Origin of the sequence: Clostridium cellulovorans 743B (assembly GCF_000145275.1) — a bacterium.
GTDB lineage: Bacteria > Bacillota > Clostridia > Clostridiales > Clostridiaceae > Clostridium_K > Clostridium_K cellulovorans.
In genome coordinates, this window is the sequence record NC_014393.1 from 2,476,448 (window position 1) to 2,497,403 (window position 20,956).

General features: G+C 30.5%; 20 protein-coding genes and 1 riboswitch. Of the genes, 4 read left to right on the top strand and 16 right to left on the bottom strand.

Annotation, left to right across the window (positions count from 1 at the left end; all coding sequences use genetic code 11):
• Window positions 1–83: 83 nt before the first annotated feature.
• The 12 genes from CLOCEL_RS10405 to ruvA all read right to left on the bottom strand — a co-directional run bounded on the left by CLOCEL_RS10405 (window position 84) and on the right by ruvA (window position 10,559).
• Window positions 84–602 (bottom strand): adenine phosphoribosyltransferase, encoded by a 519-nt coding sequence (locus CLOCEL_RS10405; RefSeq protein WP_010076966.1) that lies wholly within the window; start codon window positions 600–602, stop codon window positions 84–86.
• Between the two features lie 86 nt (window positions 603–688).
• Window positions 689–1,567, bottom strand: coding sequence for a DHH family phosphoesterase (locus CLOCEL_RS10410; protein WP_010076965.1), 879 nt, complete (start codon window positions 1,565–1,567; stop codon window positions 689–691).
• Window positions 1,568–1,734: 167 nt separating this feature from the next.
• A complete protein-coding gene (gene secF / locus CLOCEL_RS10415) occupies window positions 1,735–2,616 on the bottom strand; it encodes a protein translocase subunit SecF (protein WP_010076964.1) in 882 nt (293 codons plus the stop codon).
• The gene (gene secD, locus CLOCEL_RS10420) at window positions 2,617–3,897 is read right to left on the bottom strand and encodes a protein translocase subunit SecD (protein ID WP_010076963.1); all 1,281 of its coding nucleotides are present in this window, start codon (window positions 3,895–3,897) and stop codon (window positions 2,617–2,619) included.
• Window positions 3,898–4,011: 114 nt separating this feature from the next.
• Complete coding sequence (gene scfB, locus CLOCEL_RS10425; RefSeq protein WP_010076962.1) at window positions 4,012–5,376, bottom strand: thioether cross-link-forming SCIFF peptide maturase; 1,365 nt, start codon at window positions 5,374–5,376, stop codon at window positions 4,012–4,014.
• Window positions 5,377–5,612: 236 nt separating this feature from the next.
• Window positions 5,613–5,750, bottom strand: coding sequence for a six-cysteine ranthipeptide SCIFF (gene scfA / locus CLOCEL_RS10430; RefSeq protein WP_010076961.1), 138 nt, complete (start codon window positions 5,748–5,750; stop codon window positions 5,613–5,615).
• Between the two features lie 66 nt (window positions 5,751–5,816).
• Window positions 5,817–6,185, bottom strand: a complete 369-nt coding sequence (locus tag CLOCEL_RS10435) for a TIGR04086 family membrane protein (RefSeq protein WP_010076960.1) — start codon at window positions 6,183–6,185, stop codon at window positions 5,817–5,819.
• A gap of 86 nt (window positions 6,186–6,271) precedes the next feature.
• Window positions 6,272–6,571: a preprotein translocase subunit YajC gene (yajC, locus tag CLOCEL_RS10440; RefSeq protein ID WP_010076959.1), complete on the bottom strand. Its 300-nt coding sequence runs from the start codon at window positions 6,569–6,571 to the stop codon at window positions 6,272–6,274.
• A gap of 141 nt (window positions 6,572–6,712) precedes the next feature.
• A complete protein-coding gene (tgt, locus tag CLOCEL_RS10445; RefSeq protein ID WP_010076958.1) occupies window positions 6,713–7,849 on the bottom strand; it encodes a tRNA guanosine(34) transglycosylase Tgt in 1,137 nt (378 codons plus the stop codon).
• Window positions 7,850–7,868: 19 nt separating this feature from the next.
• Window positions 7,869–8,894 (bottom strand): tRNA preQ1(34) S-adenosylmethionine ribosyltransferase-isomerase QueA, encoded by a 1,026-nt coding sequence (queA, locus tag CLOCEL_RS10450; RefSeq protein WP_010076957.1) that lies wholly within the window; start codon window positions 8,892–8,894, stop codon window positions 7,869–7,871.
• A gap of 15 nt (window positions 8,895–8,909) precedes the next feature.
• Window positions 8,910–9,938 (bottom strand): Holliday junction branch migration DNA helicase RuvB, encoded by a 1,029-nt coding sequence (ruvB, locus tag CLOCEL_RS10455; RefSeq protein WP_010076956.1) that lies wholly within the window; start codon window positions 9,936–9,938, stop codon window positions 8,910–8,912.
• A gap of 36 nt (window positions 9,939–9,974) precedes the next feature.
• Entirely contained in the window at window positions 9,975–10,559 is a 585-nt protein-coding gene (gene ruvA, locus CLOCEL_RS10460; RefSeq protein WP_010076955.1) for a Holliday junction branch migration protein RuvA, read from the bottom strand.
• Between the two features lie 215 nt (window positions 10,560–10,774).
• Here ruvA and CLOCEL_RS10465 point away from each other — a divergent pair, with 215 nt between their 5' ends.
• The gene (locus tag CLOCEL_RS10465; protein WP_010076954.1) at window positions 10,775–12,634 is read left to right on the top strand and encodes a S8 family peptidase; all 1,860 of its coding nucleotides are present in this window, start codon (window positions 10,775–10,777) and stop codon (window positions 12,632–12,634) included.
• 265 nt (window positions 12,635–12,899) lie between these two features.
• Here CLOCEL_RS10465 and CLOCEL_RS10470 read toward each other — a convergent pair whose 3' ends face one another.
• The gene (locus CLOCEL_RS10470) at window positions 12,900–13,580 is read right to left on the bottom strand and encodes a phosphatase PAP2 family protein (protein ID WP_010076953.1); all 681 of its coding nucleotides are present in this window, start codon (window positions 13,578–13,580) and stop codon (window positions 12,900–12,902) included.
• Between the two features lie 278 nt (window positions 13,581–13,858).
• Here CLOCEL_RS10470 and CLOCEL_RS10475 point away from each other — a divergent pair, with 278 nt between their 5' ends.
• Window positions 13,859–14,440, top strand: coding sequence for a tetratricopeptide repeat protein (locus tag CLOCEL_RS10475; RefSeq protein WP_010076952.1), 582 nt, complete (start codon window positions 13,859–13,861; stop codon window positions 14,438–14,440).
• Between the two features lie 79 nt (window positions 14,441–14,519).
• Here the strand turns inward: CLOCEL_RS10475 and CLOCEL_RS10480 are convergent, their stop codons facing one another.
• From CLOCEL_RS10480 to CLOCEL_RS10490, 3 genes are all read right to left on the bottom strand, one after another.
• Window positions 14,520–15,878 (bottom strand): PFL family protein, encoded by a 1,359-nt coding sequence (locus tag CLOCEL_RS10480; protein WP_010076951.1) that lies wholly within the window; start codon window positions 15,876–15,878, stop codon window positions 14,520–14,522.
• Window positions 15,879–15,899: 21 nt separating this feature from the next.
• Window positions 15,900–16,169 (bottom strand): ACT domain-containing protein, encoded by a 270-nt coding sequence (locus tag CLOCEL_RS10485; RefSeq protein ID WP_010076950.1) that lies wholly within the window; start codon window positions 16,167–16,169, stop codon window positions 15,900–15,902.
• 220 nt (window positions 16,170–16,389) lie between these two features.
• Window positions 16,390–16,485, bottom strand: a riboswitch (glycine riboswitch).
• 245 nt (window positions 16,486–16,730) lie between these two features.
• Window positions 16,731–17,864 carry a YibE/F family protein gene (locus tag CLOCEL_RS10490; protein ID WP_010076949.1) on the bottom strand — a complete coding sequence of 378 codons (1,134 nt, stop codon included), beginning with the start codon at window positions 17,862–17,864 and terminating at the stop codon, window positions 16,731–16,733.
• Window positions 17,865–18,039: 175 nt separating this feature from the next.
• Here CLOCEL_RS10490 and CLOCEL_RS10495 point away from each other — a divergent pair, with 175 nt between their 5' ends.
• Together CLOCEL_RS10495 and CLOCEL_RS10500 are read left to right on the top strand one after the other, a co-directional pair.
• On the top strand, window positions 18,040–19,017 hold the full coding sequence (locus tag CLOCEL_RS10495; protein ID WP_010076948.1) for an alpha/beta hydrolase: 978 nt from the start codon (window positions 18,040–18,042) through the stop codon (window positions 19,015–19,017).
• 622 nt (window positions 19,018–19,639) lie between these two features.
• Window positions 19,640–20,896 (top strand): ammonium transporter family protein, encoded by a 1,257-nt coding sequence (locus CLOCEL_RS10500; protein WP_010076947.1) that lies wholly within the window; start codon window positions 19,640–19,642, stop codon window positions 20,894–20,896.
• Window positions 20,897–20,956 lie beyond the last annotated feature (60 nt).

Here is a 20,956-nt window from a genome sequence, read left to right on the forward strand (position 1 = left end):
CTTATTCGTTAAAATCAAAGGCTGGTTTTGCAACCAGCCATATAGTTTATAAACATTATATAATATTAAGTAATTTTTTGCAATTATATATCATATTCTATCAATGAATGTATGTTATAACCTTGTAGTTTTTCTCTACCTTTTAAATCTTTAAGTTCAATAGCAAAATTAATTGATACTACTTCTCCACCAAGTTCTTCTACTAACTTTGCTACAGCTTCAATTGTTCCTCCAGTTGCAAGTAAATCGTCAACTATAGCAACTCTTTGACCTTTTTTTATTGCATCTTTATGTATTTCTAAGGAATCCACCCCATACTCAAGAGCATATTCCATAGAAATAGTATCACATGGAAGTTTTCCAGGCTTTCTTACAGGAACAAAACCTGCACTTAAAGCATAAGCCACTGGAACACCAAACAAGAATCCTCTTGCTTCTGGACCTACTACTAAATCTACCTTTTCGTTTTTTAAAGTTTCAGTCATTGTATCAATAGCATATTTATATGCTTCTCCGTCTTGAAGTAGAGTAGTAATATCTTTAAAGCTAATTCCAGGCTTCGGAAAATCGTTTATAATTCTAATTTTACTTTTTAAATCCATCTGTATTCTCCCTTTACATTAATTTCAAAATAACATCTATATAGGTAAATTATATATATATCAAAAAATATTATCAAGTATGAAAACTATTTAATAATATTTTTATTCAAGTTAACTTCTTTTATAAGATATTTCGCTATTTGTTTTGCTCTATACTTGTCATCAGTAGTAAATAGTTCAACAACAATTCGAGCATTATCCATTCTTCCTATAGCATTAATTCTAGGTATTACTGTAAATGCTAACTTATAAGCAGCAGCTTCATTTATGCTGTAAACATTATTTTCTTCAATAAGAGCATTGATACCATGGTTCTTAGTATCACATAAATGTGAAATTCCTAGCTCTACTAAAGTTTTATTTTCATCTAATAAAGGTACATCACTAGAAATCGTTCCTAGCATACATAAATCTAGATATTTAGTTATTGATTTAATTTGATAAAATATACCAACAGCTTCAATAAATTTATATGCCATTCCAGCACCAGACAAATCCTTAAATGGATATGAACAGTCCTTTTGCTTTGTATTTATTGTAATAGTCTTAGGAACTATATTTTCAATAGATCTATTGTCAATTATTACAACATCAATCCCTAGTTCTTTACATAGCTCTACTTGATTGTAAGAATTTATCCCACAGCCTATAGTTAATATTAAATCTGCACCTAAAAATTTTATATGATTCTTTACAACTTCATACTGAATTTCTCGGTTTGCATTAGCTGTTTCTGGAATAAAATACTCTACATCAGCCTTTAAGTACCTAAGCATAAGTAAAAGCATAGAAACACTAGTAATACCATCAACATCATAATAACCATAGATAACAATCTTCTCTTGGTTATTTATAGCAGCTACTACTCTTTCTAAAGCTTTATCTACATTTTTCATTAAAAACGGATTATATTTATTATAGTTTCTTATAAATTCCTTCTGACGTTCTTTATACAAGTGTTCCATTATAGCTTCCTCCGAACATGATAAGCAAGATACATTATAGAGGATTTTCGGGAATTTTACAAACATTTTTGATAAATTTGTATGCTTTAAAGTGAAAAAACTTTTTCTTTATGCAAAATATATAAATTTATAAGAAAAAAGACCAGAATTTCTGGTCTTTTACATTGCTATTTACTGAATTTTTTCTTTAATAAAACCCAAGTTGGACTTGCTATAAATATTGAAGAATAACATCCTGCTGCTATACCAACTATAAGAGGTAATCCAAAGTTTCTTACTTCAGGAACCCCAATTGTTATTGCAGATATAGTAATTAAAGTAGTAGTAACTGTTAAGATTGAACGATGTATAGTTTGTTTAATTGACGTATCAGCAATATCTGCGTAAGTGTCTGATTTTTTAGCATTTTTAAGATTTTCTCTTATTCTATCAAATACAACTATAGTATCGTTCATAGAGTAACCTAATACTGTTAGCATTGCTGCAATGAATGGTGAATCCACTTGTATTTGGAATATAGAATAAAAGGTTATAACTATTAATATGTCATGAAGTAAAGCAACGATAGAAGATATACCAAAAAGAATTTCGAATCTAAAAGCTATGTAAATAAGCATAGCTGCTACGGCTATTACTACCGCTATTGAAGCTTTTTGTTTTAATTCATTTCCTATTGTTGCACCAATAACATCTGAGTTTGCTATTTTTGCTTCTGGAAAGTCTTTTTTAACTTCTTCTATAATCTTTGCTAAGTTTTCTTCAGAAAGATTGCCACTGTTTGATTTTAAATCAATTTGAGTACTATCATTAACCTTACTATCCACAGCTGTATTATAAATTACATCAGCATCATAAGTTCTAACAATATCAATAATTTTTGCTTCTTCAGCTTCATCAATAGTTTTCCCAACTGAAAGTTCGACTATAGTACCACCTTTGAAGTCTATTCCCATATTAAGTCCTTGAGTAGTAAGAGATACAATACCTGCTATTATAATCAAGACAGAAATAGAAAACCATAATTTTGTTTTTTTAATTACGCTAAACATTTATTGCTCCCCCTTTACACCTACATGTGATGGTTTAGTGATCCATCCCATATCGTTTAACCATCTAAGTAATCTTAATGTAACAGTAAGAGCAGTGAATAAGCTAATTACAATACCTAAAATTAAAGTATAAGCAAAACCTTTTACAGCTCCTGATCCTAAGAAATATAGAATCACTGCCGCGATTATAGTGGTAATTTGAGAATCTAGGATAGAACTTAAAGAACTCTTATACCCTATTTCTATGGCATTTTTTACAGACATACCTTCTCTAATCTTATCTTTTATTCTTTCAAACATAAGGACATTAGCATCCAGAGCCATACCAATAGTAAGTAGTAATGCAGCTATACCTGGAAGCGATAAAGTAACTCTTCCTAATAAGAATGCAAGTAATAATAGTACAATATAAAGCAATAATGCTATACTTGAAGCTACTCCAGATTTTCTGTATAAGAAAATCATAAGTAACATAACTAGGGCAACACCTATTAGACCAGATTGGATACTATTAGGTAATGCACTAGCACCAAGTGTTGAATCAACAGTTTTAGATGATATAACAGAAAGTGCTACTGGAAGTGCTCCAGATTTTATTATGTTTGCTCTAGTTGTTGCTTCTTCATATGATTCACTACCGGTTATTGTCGCTCTACCGTCAGTAATCGCAACATTAACTGTTGGTTCTATTAACTTTTCTTCGTCCATATATACTGCAATGGTCTTGCCTATTAATTTAGCCGTAGCATCTGCAAATTTTTGTCTTCCCTCATCATTTAATTCAAGACCTATTTCTGGTTGATTTGAATTTTGATTATACTGAGGGTAAGCATCTTTTATGTCGCTTCCTGTTAAAATAACATTTCCTTCAGGATCTTTGAATGACAGATTTCCTGTTTTTGCTACAGTGTTAATTACTTCATTTGTATTGCTTTTTCCTGGGATTTCAATTCTAATTCTATTATCGCCTTCTTTAGCGATTGTAGTTTCACTTACTCCCATTTTGTTAATTCTAAGATCTAATAAACTTATAGTTCTGTTTAAGGTATCTTCATCTACATCAGAGTCTGTCTGCATAAGGATTGATACTCCACCTACAAGATCTAGACCTTTACCTATTCTATCACCAAATGATTTAATTTGGTATTCATAGGCCCCTCCTCCGAATGTTAAACCAAAGGCACCTACTAGTGCTACAATGATTGTTGCAATTGTTAGTGTGAAAAACTTTCCTGTACTTTTTTTTCTGTTTTTTTGTTTGCTTTTATTAAAGTTACTCACGGTATTCCTCCTCCGCAGGTTATTAAAAGGTTTTCATTCCTTAACTATTATATAATTTTAGATAATAAATGTCAATTCCCACCATGTTTTTAATTATTTCTACTTTTTAACAATTCAAATTTCGCTTTGTGCTTTCAAAGCTATAGCACATTCGATCCTTTTCTTTTGCATTTCACAACCAATTTCGTATGGAATGTGCATATCTCCGTTAAAATTAAAGTTATTAGCTTGACATCCGCCACTACAATAAAACCTTGCCCAACAATTTCTGCATGCAGGTTTATTATATATGTGTGCTTTTTTAAAGGTTTTTGCTAAATTTTTATCATAACTATCATCATAGATATTTCCTAATTTAAACTGCTCTTTTCCGATAAACTGATGGCATGGGTATACTTCTCCCTGAGGAGTTATTGCCACATATTCATGACCAGCGCCACAACCAGATATTCTTTTATAAACACAAGGGCCGCCTTGTAAGTTTATATTAAAATGATAGAATGTAAACTCTGAATCTTTATTTTTTTGCCTTTTTGTCATTTCATCAAAAAGTTTGTCATAGCTCTCCATTATTTTGGGTAAATCTTCTTTTGATATGGCAAGAGAATGTCCATCCTCTAAAACTACAGGTTCAATAGATATTTCTTTAAAACCTTCATTTACTAAGGCCATAATATCGTTAAAGAAATCTGGATTTTTCTTTGTAAAAGTTCCTCTAACATAGTATTGTTTACCTATTGTTCTTTTAGAAATCATATTTTTTATTTGAGGCAATATTTTTTCATAAGACCCTGTTCCATCAGCTCTTACGCGGACTTGGTCATTTATTTCTTTTCTACCATCTATCGAGAGAATAATGTTGCCCATTTCTTTATCTAAGAAATCTACTACCTCAGGTGTAAGCAAAGTTGAATTTGTTGTCATTGTAAATCTAATATTTTTTTTATGGTTTTCGCCAAGTTCCTTACCATATTGAACTACTTCTTTGATAACATCCATTGCCATTAAAGGCTCTCCACCAAATAGATCTACTTCTATATTCTTTCTAGGACCGCTTCTTTTTATTACATATTCTAAAGCTTTCTTTGCTGTATCTATTGACATTTTACCTTTATGTCCATGATATTCCCCTTCATCTGCAAAACAATACTTACATCTCAAGTTACAGTCATGTATTATATTAAGACAAAGTGCTTTTACATAATCTTCATCATCCATAGATGCATGTGCAATATCTTCATAATAATCTTTAGAATACAATTGCTCTTCTTCAATCAATTCTTTAATTTCTTCATATGCCTCACTAAGAGATTCTACATCATATTTTGAACTTAATTCTGATAGTAATTCTTCTTTAGATTTGAATGATTCATCATCTAACATATCATAAACTAGTTCATCAATGACATGGACAGCTCCACTGTTAACATCTAGAATAAAATAATTATCACCTTGTTTAAATTTATGAATTAAAGACATTTTTTCTCCTACTTTCTAAAAACTAATATAGAGTCTAATGCAAAAACTACTTTAAATGAAATTATAAGTCATTTTAATATTAAGTTTTAATTTTTGTAGACTTTTTATTAGAACTTATATAAATCATATCTTTGGTTCAAAATCAAAATAGCATATCAAGCTTATATGCTTTGATAAAATTGAAATACTTTTAATTAACAAATTAAAGCAGTAACAAATGTTACTGCTTTATCCTTTTAGTTTTCGCAAGCTAGATTTGCAACAGTACATGAAGTTTTGCAAGCAGATTGGCATGAGTTAGCACACTCTTTACAACCTGGTTTTTTTAAGCTGTTTTTAATGTTAGTTTTATTAATTGTCTTAATGTGTTTCATAATTACTTCCTCCAATCTTAAATGTTCCCATGTAATTATAACATAGCTTTTAAGCTAAATAAAGAGCTATATGTTCATACCTAACATACCTGATAAAAATCCAACTACTAAAGCCAAAAGAACTCTTAGTGCATCATTAATATTAAGTGCAAGATTTCTTCCGCCGATAGTTGCAACTATATAGAGTATTATCATATATAGTGCAGCAACTATTAATCCATGAAGCCATCCTTTTTCACCAGTTTTTTTAGCTGAATATATAGCACCGTAAACTATTGAAAGCAATGTCGTAATTAGGATAGCTGCAGAACGGATAGGAGCTCCTAATTCGGTAAATGTACTTATTATTGCTAAGAATAAAATAAGTAATAAAGTTAAAAAAAAGCTTCTAACAACTCCTTTACCACAGCTTGATAAAAGAATTCTATAATTCATAAAAACACCTCCTTGATTTACATAATCTGTATTATCTATGAAATAAAGAGATGTTTTATTACTGAAATAATTTTATAATTAATATATTATTTCTTTACTAATTCTGGTTTCTCTGAAGCTTCTTTAGAACTTATTTCTAATATAGCGCTTTTCAAGATTCTTATTCTTGTTTTTTCAGGACCAGATTGTATTATTAAGTTATCATTTTCAATAGTGATAACTTTTCCTACTATTCCACCTTTAGTGACGATTTCATCGTTAACTTTTAGATTGCCCATAAGGTCTTGAAATTGTTTTTTTCTTTTCTTTTCAGGTCTGATAAGTAAAAAGTAAAATATTGCAATCATAAATGCAAAATAAGCAATCGTTGGTATGTAACTAGCCATTTGTTATTCCTCCTTCTGTAAAAAATAATGTATATATGTTCTAATAATTAAATTGATACTGTTTAGTTTGTTATTAAAGTATCTTAATAATGATGATTATTAGAACTTATATATTTAAATTAATATATAACATGTTATATATTAACCTCTTCCGTTCCATTGTTCAAGTTTTTCTGCTTTAAAGTTATGGAAATTATCATTGTCAATTGCATTTCTTATATCTTCCATAAGTTTATTATAAAAATAAAGATTATGTAGTACGCAAAGTCTTAATGCAAGCATTTCTTTTGCTTTGAATAAATGTCTAATGTATGCTCTAGTATAGTTCTTACATGCAGGACACTGACAACCTTCATCAATTGGTTTTGAGTCTTTTTCATATTTTGCATTTAGAAGATTGATTTTCCCTTCCTTTGTAAACACATGTCCATGTCTTCCATTTCTAGCAGGGAGAACACAGTCAAAGAAGTCCACACCTCTTTCAACGGCTTCTAAGATATTGCTAGGAAGACCGACGCCCATTAAATAGATTGGTTTATCCTCTGGTAAATGAGGTACTACAGCATCAATAACCTTATACATTTCTTCATGTGATTCACCAACAGCAAGACCTCCAATAGCATAACCATCTAAATTCATTTTAGTAATAGTTTTCGCATGTTCTATTCGAATATCTTCATAAGTACCACCTTGATTAATACCAAATAAAAGTTGGTCCTTATTGATAGTTTCAGGTAAACTATTTAACCTATCCATTTCTGTTTTGCATCTTTCAAGCCATCTTGTAGTTCTGGCAACTGAATCAATTACATATTCTCTTGTGGAAGGGTTTGGAATGCATTCATCAAATGCCATAGCTATTGTAGAAGCTAAATTATTTTGAATTTGCATACTTTCTTCTGGTCCCATAAATATTTTCTTTCCATCAATATGAGAACTGAAATGAACTCCTTCTTCTTTTATTTTTCTCATGCCAGCAAGAGAAAATACTTGAAATCCACCAGAGTCTGTTAAAATTGGTCTATCCCAATTCATAAATTTATGGAGTCCACCCATATCACGAACAATATTGTCACCAGGTCTTAGATGTAAGTGATATGTATTGGAAAGTTCTACTTGACAACCAATTTCTTTAAGATCCATACTTGATACGGCACCCTTGATTGCCGCCAGTGTTCCTACATTCATAAATACAGGGGTTTGTATTGTACCGTGAACTGTTTTGAACTCTCCTCTTCGTGCATTTTTTTCTTTCTTTAATAGCTTATACTCTGCCATTTTGTCACCTCGTATAGAATTATCTAATAAACATTGCATCTCCAAATGAGAAAAATCTATATTGTTCTTTTACTGCTAACTCATATGCATTAATTATGTTTTCTCTTGAACTTAAAGCACTAACAAGCATTAACAGAGTAGATTCTGGTAAATGAAAGTTAGTAATAAGTGCGTCGACTACTTTATACTGATAGCCAGGATATATAAATATATCTGTCCATCCATCTTTAGCAATAACCTTACCATCTTTTTCAGCTACAGTCTCCAAAGTTCTTACTGAAGTTGTTCCAACGCAGATAATTCTACCACCATTAGCTTTAGTAGAATTTATTATATTAGATGTTTCTTCAGATACATTAAAATACTCTGAATGCATAAAATGCTCTTCAATTTTATCAACTTTAACTGGTCTAAATGTTCCAAGACCTACATGTAGGGTTAAATAAGCTATTTTTATCCCTTTAGCTTCTATTTTGCTTAGTAGTTCTTTTGTAAAATGAAGACCAGCAGTAGGCGCTGCTGCAGAACCATTATTCTTTGAATAAACTGTTTGATATTTTTCCTTATCATCAAGTTTTTCGGTTATATATGGTGGAAGTGGCATTTCTCCAAGGCTATCCAACACCTCTTCAAATATTCCATCGTAGAAAAATTTAATGATACGACTACCTTCATCACTGATATCAACGACTTCTGCTTTTAGTATGCCATCACCAAAAGAAAAACGTGATCCTATTTTAGCCCTTTTTCCTGGCTTTACTAAGGCTTGCCACGTATCTTTTTCAATTCTTTTTAAAAGTAAAAATTCCATCTTACCATGAGTATCTTCTTTTTCTCCTATTAAACGAGCCGGAAGTACCCTTGTATCATTCAATACCAAACAATCACCTGTATGTAATTCATCAATGATATCTTTAAATATCTTATGTTCAGTTTCGCCTGAAATTTTATCTAAAAGTAGCAACCTGCATAAATCTCTTTCCTCACTAGGATGTTGAGCTATAAGTTCTTCAGGTAAATCATAGTAGTAATCTTTTACGTCCATAGTTACACGTCCTAACTAATTAAATCTTAATTGTTCATTTTTTTCTTTTTCATTAATAGGTATGTTTAAATGCCTATAGGCTTTCTCTGTTGCGGTTCTACCTCTAGGAGTTCTTAAGATAAATCCTTTTTGAAGAAGATATGGCTCATAAACATCTTCTAATGTACCTAATTCTTCTCCTATAAAATATGATAAAGTCTCAATTCCTACCGGTCCGCCTTTAAAATTAATTATAATTGCTGATAAAATTTTATTGTCGATTGTATCAAAACCTTCAGTATCTATATCAAGAAGCTTCAGTGCTTCACGAGTAGATGAGAGATTTGCAATTCCATTTGATTTAACATCACAGTAATCTCTAACTCTTTTTAAAAGTCTGTTTGCTATTCTTGGAGTTCCACGTGAGCGTTTAGCGAGTTCCATTGCTGCTTCTTCATCTATAGGCAAATCAAGTATTGATGATGATCTTGATATAATTTCTTTTAAATCAGATTCATCATAATATTCCATTGGGCACATTACTCCAAAGCGATCCCTTAGAGGAGCTGTTAGCAGTCCAATTCTTGTGGTGGCACCAATCAAAGTGAATTTAGGTAAGTCTATTCTTATGGATTTCGCTGATGCACCTTTTCCGATAACGATATCTAAAGCATAGTCCTCCATGGCAGGGTAAAGAATTTCTTCAACAGCTCTATTCATCCTGTGGATTTCATCAATAAATAAAACATCATTATCTTTTAGTCCAGTTAATATTGCTGCTAAATCCCCTGCTCTTTCTATAGCAGGCCCAGAGGTTATTTTTAATGTTCCACCCATTTCATTAGCGATAATCGTTGCAAGGGTAGTTTTTCCAAGACCTGGAGGGCCGTATAAAAGAACATGATCTAAAGGTTCGTGACGTCTTTGGGCTGCTTCTATGAATATTGAGAGCTTTTCTTTAACTTTATATTGACCAATGTATTCTTTCAAATTTTGAGGTCTTAAACTAAGTTCGTTGTCTCCAAAACTCTCAAAATTTTCACCAGAAACAATTCTCTCATCCATTATTATCACCCCTATATTAAAAAATAGTTAAAAAGTTTACTTCATAAGAAGCTGCAGACAGGACTTTATTATTTCCTCGATGGACATATTATGGTTAACATTAGCTATAGCTTTTTCAGCTTCTTTTTCACCATAACCTAAAGCAATAAGTGCCTCTAGGGCTTCATCTACATATACATTCGTGATTATATTTTCACTAGTATGACTTAAAGGAACTTCTTTAGACAATTTATCTTTTAGTTCTAAGATTATTCTTTGAGCAGTCTTTTTACCAATTCCCGGTGCCTTTGTGATGAAATTTTCGTCACTAGTAGCGATAGCATATTTTAAATTATTAACTGTTCCTATTGATAAAAGTGACAACGCTGCTTTTGTTCCAACACCATTAATGTTTAAAAGCATAGTAAATAATTCTAATTCTTCTTGCGTAGCAAAACCATAAAGTCCAATAAAATCTTCTCTTACAATTTGTTTTAAATAAATGAAAACTTCTTTATCTATAGAAGGAAGAGCTGCGATTGTACCTCCACTGGTAAAAATCTTATAACCAATTCCATTGTTTTCTATGATTAAATAATCTTTTTTTATGCCCTTATATATTCCTTTTATATATTCATACATTGCTTTAGACACCTCTACAAATAAAATACTATAACTACTTTATCATTAAAGTAGGAATTGTTCAACATTGGAGGATAAATAATGATTTTTATCAAGTAAAAATATTTATACAGTTATTTAATTTATACATAATATTAATCAAAATGATTTTTCTATCATCAAATTATTTAATATAAAATATAAATAATATAAGGAAAGGATATGGGGAGTTTATGATGACAACTTTTCGGAAATGTAATTTATATTATGATCCAGAAGCCTTAGACTTCCTCGTTGAGTACGGAGGAGATTTTAAAGGTCAAATTGATAAAGTTAATTATGCGTGTGGAGAGATAATTACTGAAAGCATAGGAATAATTTATGTTTATTTAAAAGATGTGAATAGACTCTTGAAGGATGTACCAGCTATCAATTTTATCGAGGTACGAAGAGTTTTTGTTTTACAAGATATTTCTCCAACTTCCGTGGACAATATAAACAGCATCAAAATTAACCCCTATCTCGACTTAAGTGGTAACGGAGTAGTGATTGGAATTGTAGACACAGGAATTGACTATTTAAATCAGGAATTTGTAAGAGAAGATGGAACATCAAGAATAATTAACATTTGGGATCAAAGTATTGTAAGAGACAATACTAATGCTAGTAATGTATATATAGGTTCAGTTTATTCAAATGAACAGATAAATGCTGCTATTGTAGCAGCTAATAATAAACAAGATCCTTATAGTATTGTACCCTCAAAGGATGAAATCGGACATGGAACAAGAATGGCTGGTATTATAGGAGCTCGGGGATACACTGGTGAGTTTCAAGGAATTGCTCATGATAGTGAGTTTGTAGTTGTTAAATTAAGAGAATCTCCAAATTATCGGAGAAGGCTTGAAAAAAATGGAGTAAATATAGTTCCAACATATAATGGTTCAGAAGTTATTGCAGCATTAGAATATTTAAGAACGATGTACTCCAATCTTAAAAGGCCTATGGTTATATATTTGGGAGTTGGAAGTACAGAAGGTAGCCATGATGGAACAAATTTCTTCTCTAGGTATGTATCTTCTTTAGGCAGTATAAGAGGATTGTGTGCTGTAGTAGGAACTGGGAATGAAGGAGCATCACAAGGTCATGTATCCGGATTTCTCAAAGGTGTTGGAGATATGAAAGCAGTAGAGTTAAGCATTCCAGTTGAAATAAAGACATTTACAATGTATATTTGGGTACAAAAACCTAATAGAGCATCTCTAAATGTTATTTCACCAACTGGCGAAGAATCAAAGGTTATTCAATCAAAATCTGACAAAGAATATTTAGTTAAATTCATCTTCGTTAATACAAATATGAGTGTAAGATACTATACTCCGGAATATTATACTGGACATGAGCTTATTCGTATTGAGTTTACAGATATCAAACCTGGGATATGGACACTTCAGCTTATAGGTGTTTATGTGACAAATGGAAGATTTGACATATGGTTGCCTCCTAGTGAAACCTTGCCTCCGAATACAGTGTTTTTAAACCCAGATCCATATAATACCTTGACGATGCCTTCAGATGCTATTAATGTTGTAACGCCAGCTTTCTCAGGATTAGATAATAGTGTTATAGCTACTTCAGGTAAAGGATTTAACACTAATGGGTTAATAAATCCTGATATTATTACTGTTGGTGTTGACGTTTTAACTACTAATGTTGGAGGTGGCAAAACTACTGTTTCTGGAAGTTCTGTAGCCACAGCGATAGTTGTAGGCGCATGTGCACTTTTGTTAGAATGGGGTATCGTAGATGGAAATGATACAACTATGTATACAAAAAAAGTTAGAAGCTACTTAATGTATGGAGCAGCTAGAAATGAAGTTCAAACATATCCTAATAGAGAAAGTGGTTATGGTGAGTTAGATCTACTAGGGACCTTCAATATTATTAGTAAGTCATCTAGATATATAGTTGATACTTTGGATAAGGATGTATTAATATCAGAATGTAAGACACGAAAAGTAAAATATTATAAATTTATTGAGTTTTCAGCAAACACTATTTTTTTTAGGATCCCTAAACACTTCTATAAGAAATAAAGTATGTTTTTAAAGAAATAAAGTTTTAGCACATTTGAAGTTTAAAAATATATTCCTAGAGTATATTATTTCTGATATGAAAATAGGAATTTAAAATATGCAATAAAGAAGGAGGTGCATTTAGTGCGTATCTATGCACCTTTAAACACCTCCTTGTAGAGCAAACTAAATAATTTGTATTATTAACTAAAAATATGATCACTCTAAAAGTTAAAGAAGATCTTCTTGGTAAGAAAAAAGGAAACTGATAGTAGTCCCCTTTTCTCTATGAATTAACCTTATTTTCCTTTTCATGTTTTTGATTAACAAAGTTTATTATAGTTTCCGTTATTGTGGTTCTATAAATTATAAAATAAATTATTATTCCTATCAATGCTCCAAAAAAAACATCTATTATTGAATGTTGTTTTATAAATACAGTAGATATAGATATTGCTACCATTAAAATAAAAGAAATAGAATTGAAAAAACGATTGTTTTTAAGTGGTTCACTATTAGCTAGAGAACAATATATGCCTATAGATATTATTACATGAAGGCTAGGATTAACATTTGTTGGAGTATCTATATAATATAAATAATGAATTAGTTTTGAAAATAGATCACTACCTAATAAAGTTGTTGCTCTTAAGTTTTGGCAGTTGGGAAATACTACATATATAAACATAGCTATTAGCATTCCACTTACTAAAAAGGTTATAAGCTTATAAAAATCTTCCTTTGATTTAATACCTAAATATATAATAGCAAATGCTATATATAAGTACCAAGTTATATAAGGTATTACCATTTCTTTTACAAAGGGAATATAAGAATCTATACTCGAATACATCTCATATTGTGGTGAAATATATTTTTCGCATAAGCTAAATAAAAATCCTACAATTGCATAAGCAATTATTGCAAGAAAGTGTTTATATTTGTGAAAAAATTCCTTGTCCAACATGTGAATAATCCTCCAGTAATGAATATAAAAATATCTCTAATTTGCTTTTCATAACATTATATCATATTTATTCAATTTGGGAATTATTACATAAAAGTTTTATATTTACTAAAGGATAATTACTTTATTGTTCTTTGCTCATATGTTGAAATAATTTTGAACTTTATATAAGTCATTAAAAATAATAAATATAAATTTTTATATTATTCTAGTAGGCTTAATAAGTGCTTCAATATATAATAATATATGACATAATTTTTGAAAGGATGAAAATACATATGAAAATTCAATCTCATTTTGATAACTTATTTGATAAATATAATCAAGGAAAAATTGATAAGGTCTTAGAAATCTTGATACAAATTGATTTAGATAATAACCCTAAATCACCAGCAAGAACTTGGGCGTATAAAACTTTAGGTGAAATCTATTTTTTAAAAAACCAAGTAGACCTGGCACGAATAAATTTAGAGAAGGCTTATGAGAGCTATGAAGATAGCATTAGTTATATGGAATATATCTTTTTCCCAGAACTAGTAACCTTATTTTTATATTGCTTAAGAGTGGAAAATAATATTGAAAAGGAAGAAGAAATTATCAAAGAAACAGAGATTGATTTTTTAGCTTCTGAAGAACTGGGGGATTTTTATAAAAAGTACTATAAGATTTTGCTTGCAACTTCTATTGAGGAAAAACAAGAATTATTAAGAGATGCTTTAAACTTATTTAGGATTGATTCATCATATAAGTTGATTATCGAAGAATTCCTTGATGCTTATCATGAAAATATAAATGAAGGATATTTATATATACAAAGACTTCCTTACTATTACAATATGATTTCAGATGACGATTTTTAACAATGTTGGAGTTTAATTTTGTACAAAAATGGACCATGCGTTAAGTGATTAATGCATGGTCCATTTATAATGAAATAAATTAGTTTTTAAAGCTATGAACTGGGGCTGGAATTCTTCCACCACGTTTTATGAATAATTCACTAGACTTTTTATTTACTGGCATTATAGGAGCTGTACCTAAAAGACCACCAAATTCTACTTCTTCCCCTACCCCTTTACCGTAAACAGGGATTATTCTAACACCTGTAGTTTTATTGTTTATTACACCAATTGCTGCTTCATCAGCAATGATACCAGATATTGTTGCAGCTGGTGTATCACCAGGTATAGCAACCATATCAAGTCCTACAGAGCATACACAAGTCATCGCTTCTAACTTATCTAAAGATAAAGAGCCGTTTCTTACTGCTTCAATCATACCCTCATCTTCACTAACAGGTACAAATGCGCCACTTAAGCCACCAACGTGCTCTGCAGCCATAATTCCACCTTTTTTTACGGCATCATTAAGCATCGCAAGGGCTGCTGTAGTTCCATGACATCCGCAACTTTCAAGCCCCATCTCTTCGAAAATTCTTGCAACACTATCTCCAACTGCTGGAGTTGGTGCTAATGATAAATCTATTATATTAAAAGGAACTCCAAGTTTTTTTGAAGCTTCGTTAGCAATAAGTTGACCTACTCTAGTTATTTTAAATGCTGTCTTTTTAATAGTTTCAGCCATTACATCAAAAGATTCTTCTCTAACACTTTCAAGAGCACACTTTACAACACCAGGACCACTTATTCCTACACTTATTGAACAATCTGCTTCTCCAACTCCATAATATGAACCAGCCATAAATGGGTTATCTTCTACTGCATTAGCAAACACTACAAATTTAGCACAACCGATACTTACATTATCTCTTGTTAGATAAGCAGTTTTCTTTATTATTTCTCCTAAATCACGTACTGCATCCATATTTATACCTGATTTTGTACAACCAACATTAACTGAAGAGCAAACAAAATCTGTAGAAGCTAATGCTTCAGGTATTGAATCGATAAGTATTTTATCAGACTTAGAATATCCTTTTTGAACTAATGCAGAAAAACCACCTATAAAGTTTACTCCAACCGCTTTAGCAGCAGCATCTAATGTTTTGGCAAATTCCACATAGTTTGTATCATTGCTTGCACCTGCAACTAAAGATATTGGTGTAACAGATATACGTTTATTTATTATTGGAATACCGTATTTTGTTTCTAATTCTTCTCCAACCTTAACTAGGTCTTTTGCATAGGTTGTTATTTTTTTATATATTTTTTCTCTAGCTTTAGCTCCGTCACTATCAGCACAATCTAATAAATTTATGCCCATAGTTATAGTTCTAATATCAAGTTTTTCTTTTTCAATCATAGTGATTGTTTCCATTATATTTTGAGGTTTTATCATATTAATTACATCTCCTAGCTATTATAGTGTATGCATTGAATTAAATATATCTTCGTGTTGAAGTTTTATCTTAACTCCTAGAGTGTCACTTAACTGATCTAAATTTTCTTTTAATTTTGCAAAATCAATAGTCATATTTGCTAAGTCCACGAACATTATCATAGTAAAATAGTTTTGTAGTAGTGTTTGGTTTATATCTAAAATATTAACGTTGAATTGCTTTAAAATACCTGTAACTCCGTGAATTATTCCTACTTTATCTTCTCCGATTACTGTAACAAATGCTTTCATAATATCTCTCCTTAATAAAATTATAGTTTTAAGACTACCTAACTTATAGAGTTAATTTAGTGTAATTAATTCTTAATTGAAGTAAGGGTTGCTGTTATATATAGATTTTTAAACAAAAAAGGCTAGATAAGAAACCTAGCCTCTGATAACATGGATATAATTGGTTGCAGCAATATAAGCTGAGGCCTCAAATACGAACATTATAAGACACACAACACAATAGTTATCCCCTGTCCTTTTTACCTGAGAGTTTCACTGGACACAATGCCAGCTTTCCCCTTCGGTGCTCACAACGAGTCTCTCCAGAGGTTCGTCCAATAACGGTCTTAACAATAATCCCGCTATCTTCAACCGATGATTCTTCAATTGAATTATATTATACCACAAAAATATTAAATTATACAAATGATAATTTAATATTTTATTCTAATGTTCAGTTTTTTTGTTTTTTAGTGGAAAAATAAGGTTTGTTGTAAAAAATATATAGCTAAAGGCTTATAGCTGAAAGTAAAATATACAACTTAGTTATAATAAAATAATATAATATAGAGTATAAGTTTTTTATTTGGCTTTATCCATTAGAAATGTTGTAAGTATTGCTGTTATTGGCACTGTTAGGATAACCCCTATACAGCCAGCTAATCCTTGTACAATTTCAATACTCAAAACATCTAAGTTGAATAATTGACTTGAAGGCATACCAAATGAATATAGAAGGATTAGAAGATTAATAGAACCACCAGTAAAAGCTAATATCAGCGTATTAGACATAGTTCCGATAATATCTTTACCAATATTCATACCAGACATAAATAGACTTTTATGTGTCAACTTTGGATTAATTGTATGCAATTCATTAATAGCAGAGGATATAGAAATACCGATATCCATAACAGCTCCTAAGGATGCGATTATTATTCCCGCAAATAGAATACCTTTAACGTTCATAGAAGTATCTGATGATATGAGTATAAGTGTTTCAATTTCATCAGTATTCAAGGTGGAAAGGTTTGCTAAATTTCCAGCTAAATAAGCTATTATTCCAGCAAAAGTAACACCAAAAATTGTGCCAAGAATTGCACTTAAAGTCTTGATAGTATATCCATTTGATAAGACAAAAGTCATAAAAGTAGTAAGAATTACAACTAAAATGGCAGAAAGTATTGGTGAATAACCTTTTATTATCATAGGTAGAAACAGAAAGATAATACAAATTAGAGTGAAACATAGCCCAAGAATTGCCTTAACACCTTTTCTGCCACCAATTAACGTTAATAAAGCAAAAAATATAAAAACTAGTGCAATTGATACTGGTGCACGATAATAGCTATAAATTGATACTGGTGATGTTTGAGTCCCTGTTTTATCAACAGATACTATAACCTTCATACCAGGTTTAACTTTAACATTATATAGCCTACTTAAATTATTTGTTACTTCAAAAATTCCACCCTTGCCAGTACCCTCAAGAAGCTCAACAGAGATTTTTTGCTGACCAATGTATAAGTTAGATATTGTAGTATCTTCTGTTAAGGTTTCTTCTGTAACAGATAAAACCTTAGCTTTTACGTATTCAAGATTTGAATTATTCTTATAAGTATAATGATCTTTTACATTAAAAAAGTATAGAATAATAAAAAATATTAATAGTAAAATCACAGAGAGGATCATTTGAAATTTTTTATTTTTAATCATAGAAACACGCTCCTTAATTCCTACAGTTTATCATAAAAAATTACAATATTCTAGATAATATTCGTTAAGATTTTGTTGTTTTTAAAATAGAATTAAAATTATTATAAGTTGATATGTTGATAAATAGACAGTATAATAATATTTATTAATTGCTAATATGAGAGGAGCTCAATAGTTGAGAAAATTCATAGTTATTTTATGCATTTTATTTATAGTTGTAGCGGTTGTGCTTGCATTTTCAGCAAACTATTTTTTAAAATTTGCACTACTTAGTAAAAATTACTCTGATAGTAATAGAGAAAATAAAATAGAAAATGAGCTTAATTCAGAAGTCACTGAAGAGTCAGTGTTTAATACTAGTGGGACTAAAGTAGAAAGCCAAAACTGGTTTGATGTCCAAAACTCTAAGGAACTTACCATAGAATCTCATGATGGGTTAAAATTAGTTGGATATTTTGTACCATCAAAGGTAGAAACTAATAAATTAGTTGTACTAGCTCATGGATATACAAGTAAAGCAAAGGAAATGAGTGCCTTTGCAGAGTATTATTATTCACAAGGATTTAATGTTTTTGCTCCTGATGACAGAGGACATGGAAAAAGTGAAGGTAAATATATTGGAATGGGTATTGCGGATGCCCCTGATTATATTGCTTGGATGAGACTTCTTATTAATCAGTTAGGTGAAGATACTGAGATAGTATTACATGGTGTTTCAATGGGCGGGGCTACTGTCATGACTCTAAGTGGAAACAGCGATTTACCGAAGAATGTAAAGGCTATTATAGAGGATTGTGGTTATACTTCTGTTAAAGAAGAGTTTAAGTACCAACTAAAACAAATGTTTAACCTACCATCTTTTCCAATAATAAATGTTACAAGTGTTTATAGTAAAATTAGAATTGGATATAACTTTAATGAAGACAGTGCAATAAAGCAAGTTAAAAAATCAACTACTCCAATTTTCTTTATACATGGAGATAAGGATGATTTTGTTCCTTTTAATATGGTTCAAAAATTATTTGATGCTGCTGAATGTGAGAAAGAGTTATGGACGGTGCCTGAAGCTGGACATGCTACTTCATATTATTTAAACAAGGAAGAATATGAAAAAAGAATATATAATTTTTATAGTAAATATTTAAGTAAATAGAAATTAAGGGACTGAGGTCTATCCAATGTCATTAAGTTAACAACTCAAAATAAGATAAGCCCAAAAGAGTAAGGTGTAAAAAGGTGCCTTGCTCTTTTTTTATATAAAACATTTGATAAATACATAGAGATTTGCGGTGTAGCCATTTAAAAAATAAACAATTTAGGAGATTAATGAAATAGCAAATTGCTAAAAAATATATAAAACAAACTTACATCTATAAAGTGCTTTTAGAGTATTTTCAATATGGTTGTAATCTTGATTACAAAATATATCTAATATATTTTCCCACTATAAGGGATACAAGCTTTAGACTAAACTACATGTTTCATTAGTGAAGAACAAAAGTTAAGTTGTAGAAACAACATAAAGACATTAACTTTATAATGAATTTACAATGGCAATTATTTATATGTCAATTATTTATAGTATTTATGATTAAAATAATACTTAAAACAAAATTAATTGTGAAAATATCACTATGTAAACGTTTTTAAATGACAAAAATCAAAAAAAGGACTTCCATTGTTGATCAAAAAGTGTTAATATCATTTTTGTTGGGTTTTTGTAAAATTATTGTATATACCTTACAAAAATAAAAAATGATGGGGTGATTTTAATTATGTCAGAGTTATCTACAAAAAAAGGAGTAAAACTTACTCCTAAAAGCAATGTAAACAAAGGATTACTAATGTTCTTATTGGTACTCTTTATAGGGGGCGCACTTGTTTTAATTCCAAGTATTAATCATAATGTTGCAGCAGGAATTTCAGCTATTAATTTAGATGGGGAAAGTGTACAAGCGAATGGAGCTCAATTTAGTACAATTTTCGATACTCTAAAGTATGAAAGATCTATTCATATCCTAGCTATGTTATTGGTTGGATTTGGTTTTTTAATGGTTTTCATTAGAAAACATGGATATAGTTCTATTACTGCAACGTTTCTTGTAGTAAGCATTGCTATACCAATGTATGTAATAATAAAAAGTTTTGGTGGAGAAAGCTTTAGTAAAGAAACTATAAATATTGATACACTCCTTTTCGCTGAATTTGCAGCCGCAAGCTTACTAATAGCTATTGGAGCTCCTCTTGGACGTTTAAAAATGGATCAATACATTATAATGGGATTACTATTTGTTCCAACCTACATATTTAATGAATGGTTACTTCTTGAAAGTGGTATGTTTAAAGGATTCTTAGATACTGGAGGTTCTATTGTTATCCATGCATTCGGAGCATATTTTGGATTAGGAGTAGTAACAAACACTCTTTCAAAATTTAAAGATGATGATGTTTGTGAAGCTAATTCTAACTCAAATCAATTTTGTCTTCTTGGAAGTATGATATTATGGCTTTTCTGGCCATCTTTTACCAGTGCAATTGTTGCTCCAGACAGGGTTGTATTAACGGCAATAAATACAATTTTTGCTCTTTGTGGCGCAACTTTAGCAACATACATATTTACAAAAATGATTAGAGGAAAAATACAAATAGAAGATATTGCAAATGCTGCACTTGCTGGTGGAGTTGCTATAGGTTCTACTTGTGATGTGACTACTCCAGGTTATGCTATGCTTATTGGAATTGCTGCTGGTGCATTAAGTGTAATTGGCTATAGCATTATTGCACCAAAACTTCAAAACCTTATAAAAGGAACAGATACTTGTGGAATTAATAATTTACACGGTATGCCTGGAATCCTCGGAGGAATAGTAGCAATATTCATTACTGGAGAAGCTAGTATTCAATTATTAGGTATTGCTGTTACCTTATGTGTAGCCTTTGTTGGCGGAAAAATTACAGGTATAGTTATAAATTTATTTGGCAAAAAAGAAATTCCATATAGTGATGAGGATGAATTTTTTGTAGAACAATAGTAAAAATATTTGAAAATTTAGAAACAGGATGAAATAGTTTGTACAAGAAAAGTTAAAGAA

What these genes read in the sequence shown, in the direction of transcription:
- CLOCEL_RS10405 (WP_010076966.1), bottom strand. Translation starts at nt 602, where the DNA reads ATGGATTTAAAAAGTAAAATTAGAATTATAAACGATTTTCCGAAGCCT.
- CLOCEL_RS10410 (WP_010076965.1), bottom strand. Translation starts at nt 1,567, where the DNA reads ATGGAACACTTGTATAAAGAACGTCAGAAGGAATTTATAAGAAACTAT.
- secF (WP_010076964.1), bottom strand. Translation starts at nt 2,616, where the DNA reads ATGTTTAGCGTAATTAAAAAAACAAAATTATGGTTTTCTATTTCTGTC.
- scfB (WP_010076962.1), bottom strand. Translation starts at nt 5,376, where the DNA reads ATGTCTTTAATTCATAAATTTAAACAAGGTGATAATTATTTTATTCTA.
- scfA (WP_010076961.1), bottom strand. Translation starts at nt 5,750, where the DNA reads ATGAAACACATTAAGACAATTAATAAAACTAACATTAAAAACAGCTTA.
- CLOCEL_RS10435 (WP_010076960.1), bottom strand. Translation starts at nt 6,185, where the DNA reads ATGAATTATAGAATTCTTTTATCAAGCTGTGGTAAAGGAGTTGTTAGA.
- yajC (WP_010076959.1), bottom strand. Translation starts at nt 6,571, where the DNA reads ATGGCTAGTTACATACCAACGATTGCTTATTTTGCATTTATGATTGCA.
- tgt (WP_010076958.1), bottom strand. Translation starts at nt 7,849, where the DNA reads ATGGCAGAGTATAAGCTATTAAAGAAAGAAAAAAATGCACGAAGAGGA.
- queA (WP_010076957.1), bottom strand. Translation starts at nt 8,894, where the DNA reads ATGGACGTAAAAGATTACTACTATGATTTACCTGAAGAACTTATAGCT.
- ruvB (WP_010076956.1), bottom strand. Translation starts at nt 9,938, where the DNA reads ATGGATGAGAGAATTGTTTCTGGTGAAAATTTTGAGAGTTTTGGAGAC.
- ruvA (WP_010076955.1), bottom strand. Translation starts at nt 10,559, where the DNA reads ATGTATGAATATATAAAAGGAATATATAAGGGCATAAAAAAAGATTAT.
- CLOCEL_RS10465 (WP_010076954.1), top strand. Translation starts at nt 10,775, where the DNA reads ATGACAACTTTTCGGAAATGTAATTTATATTATGATCCAGAAGCCTTA.
- CLOCEL_RS10470 (WP_010076953.1), bottom strand. Translation starts at nt 13,580, where the DNA reads ATGTTGGACAAGGAATTTTTTCACAAATATAAACACTTTCTTGCAATA.
- CLOCEL_RS10475 (WP_010076952.1), top strand. Translation starts at nt 13,859, where the DNA reads ATGAAAATTCAATCTCATTTTGATAACTTATTTGATAAATATAATCAA.
- CLOCEL_RS10480 (WP_010076951.1), bottom strand. Translation starts at nt 15,878, where the DNA reads ATGATAAAACCTCAAAATATAATGGAAACAATCACTATGATTGAAAAA.
- CLOCEL_RS10485 (WP_010076950.1), bottom strand. Translation starts at nt 16,169, where the DNA reads ATGAAAGCATTTGTTACAGTAATCGGAGAAGATAAAGTAGGAATAATT.
- CLOCEL_RS10490 (WP_010076949.1), bottom strand. Translation starts at nt 17,864, where the DNA reads ATGATTAAAAATAAAAAATTTCAAATGATCCTCTCTGTGATTTTACTA.
- CLOCEL_RS10500 (WP_010076947.1), top strand. Translation starts at nt 19,640, where the DNA reads ATGTCAGAGTTATCTACAAAAAAAGGAGTAAAACTTACTCCTAAAAGC.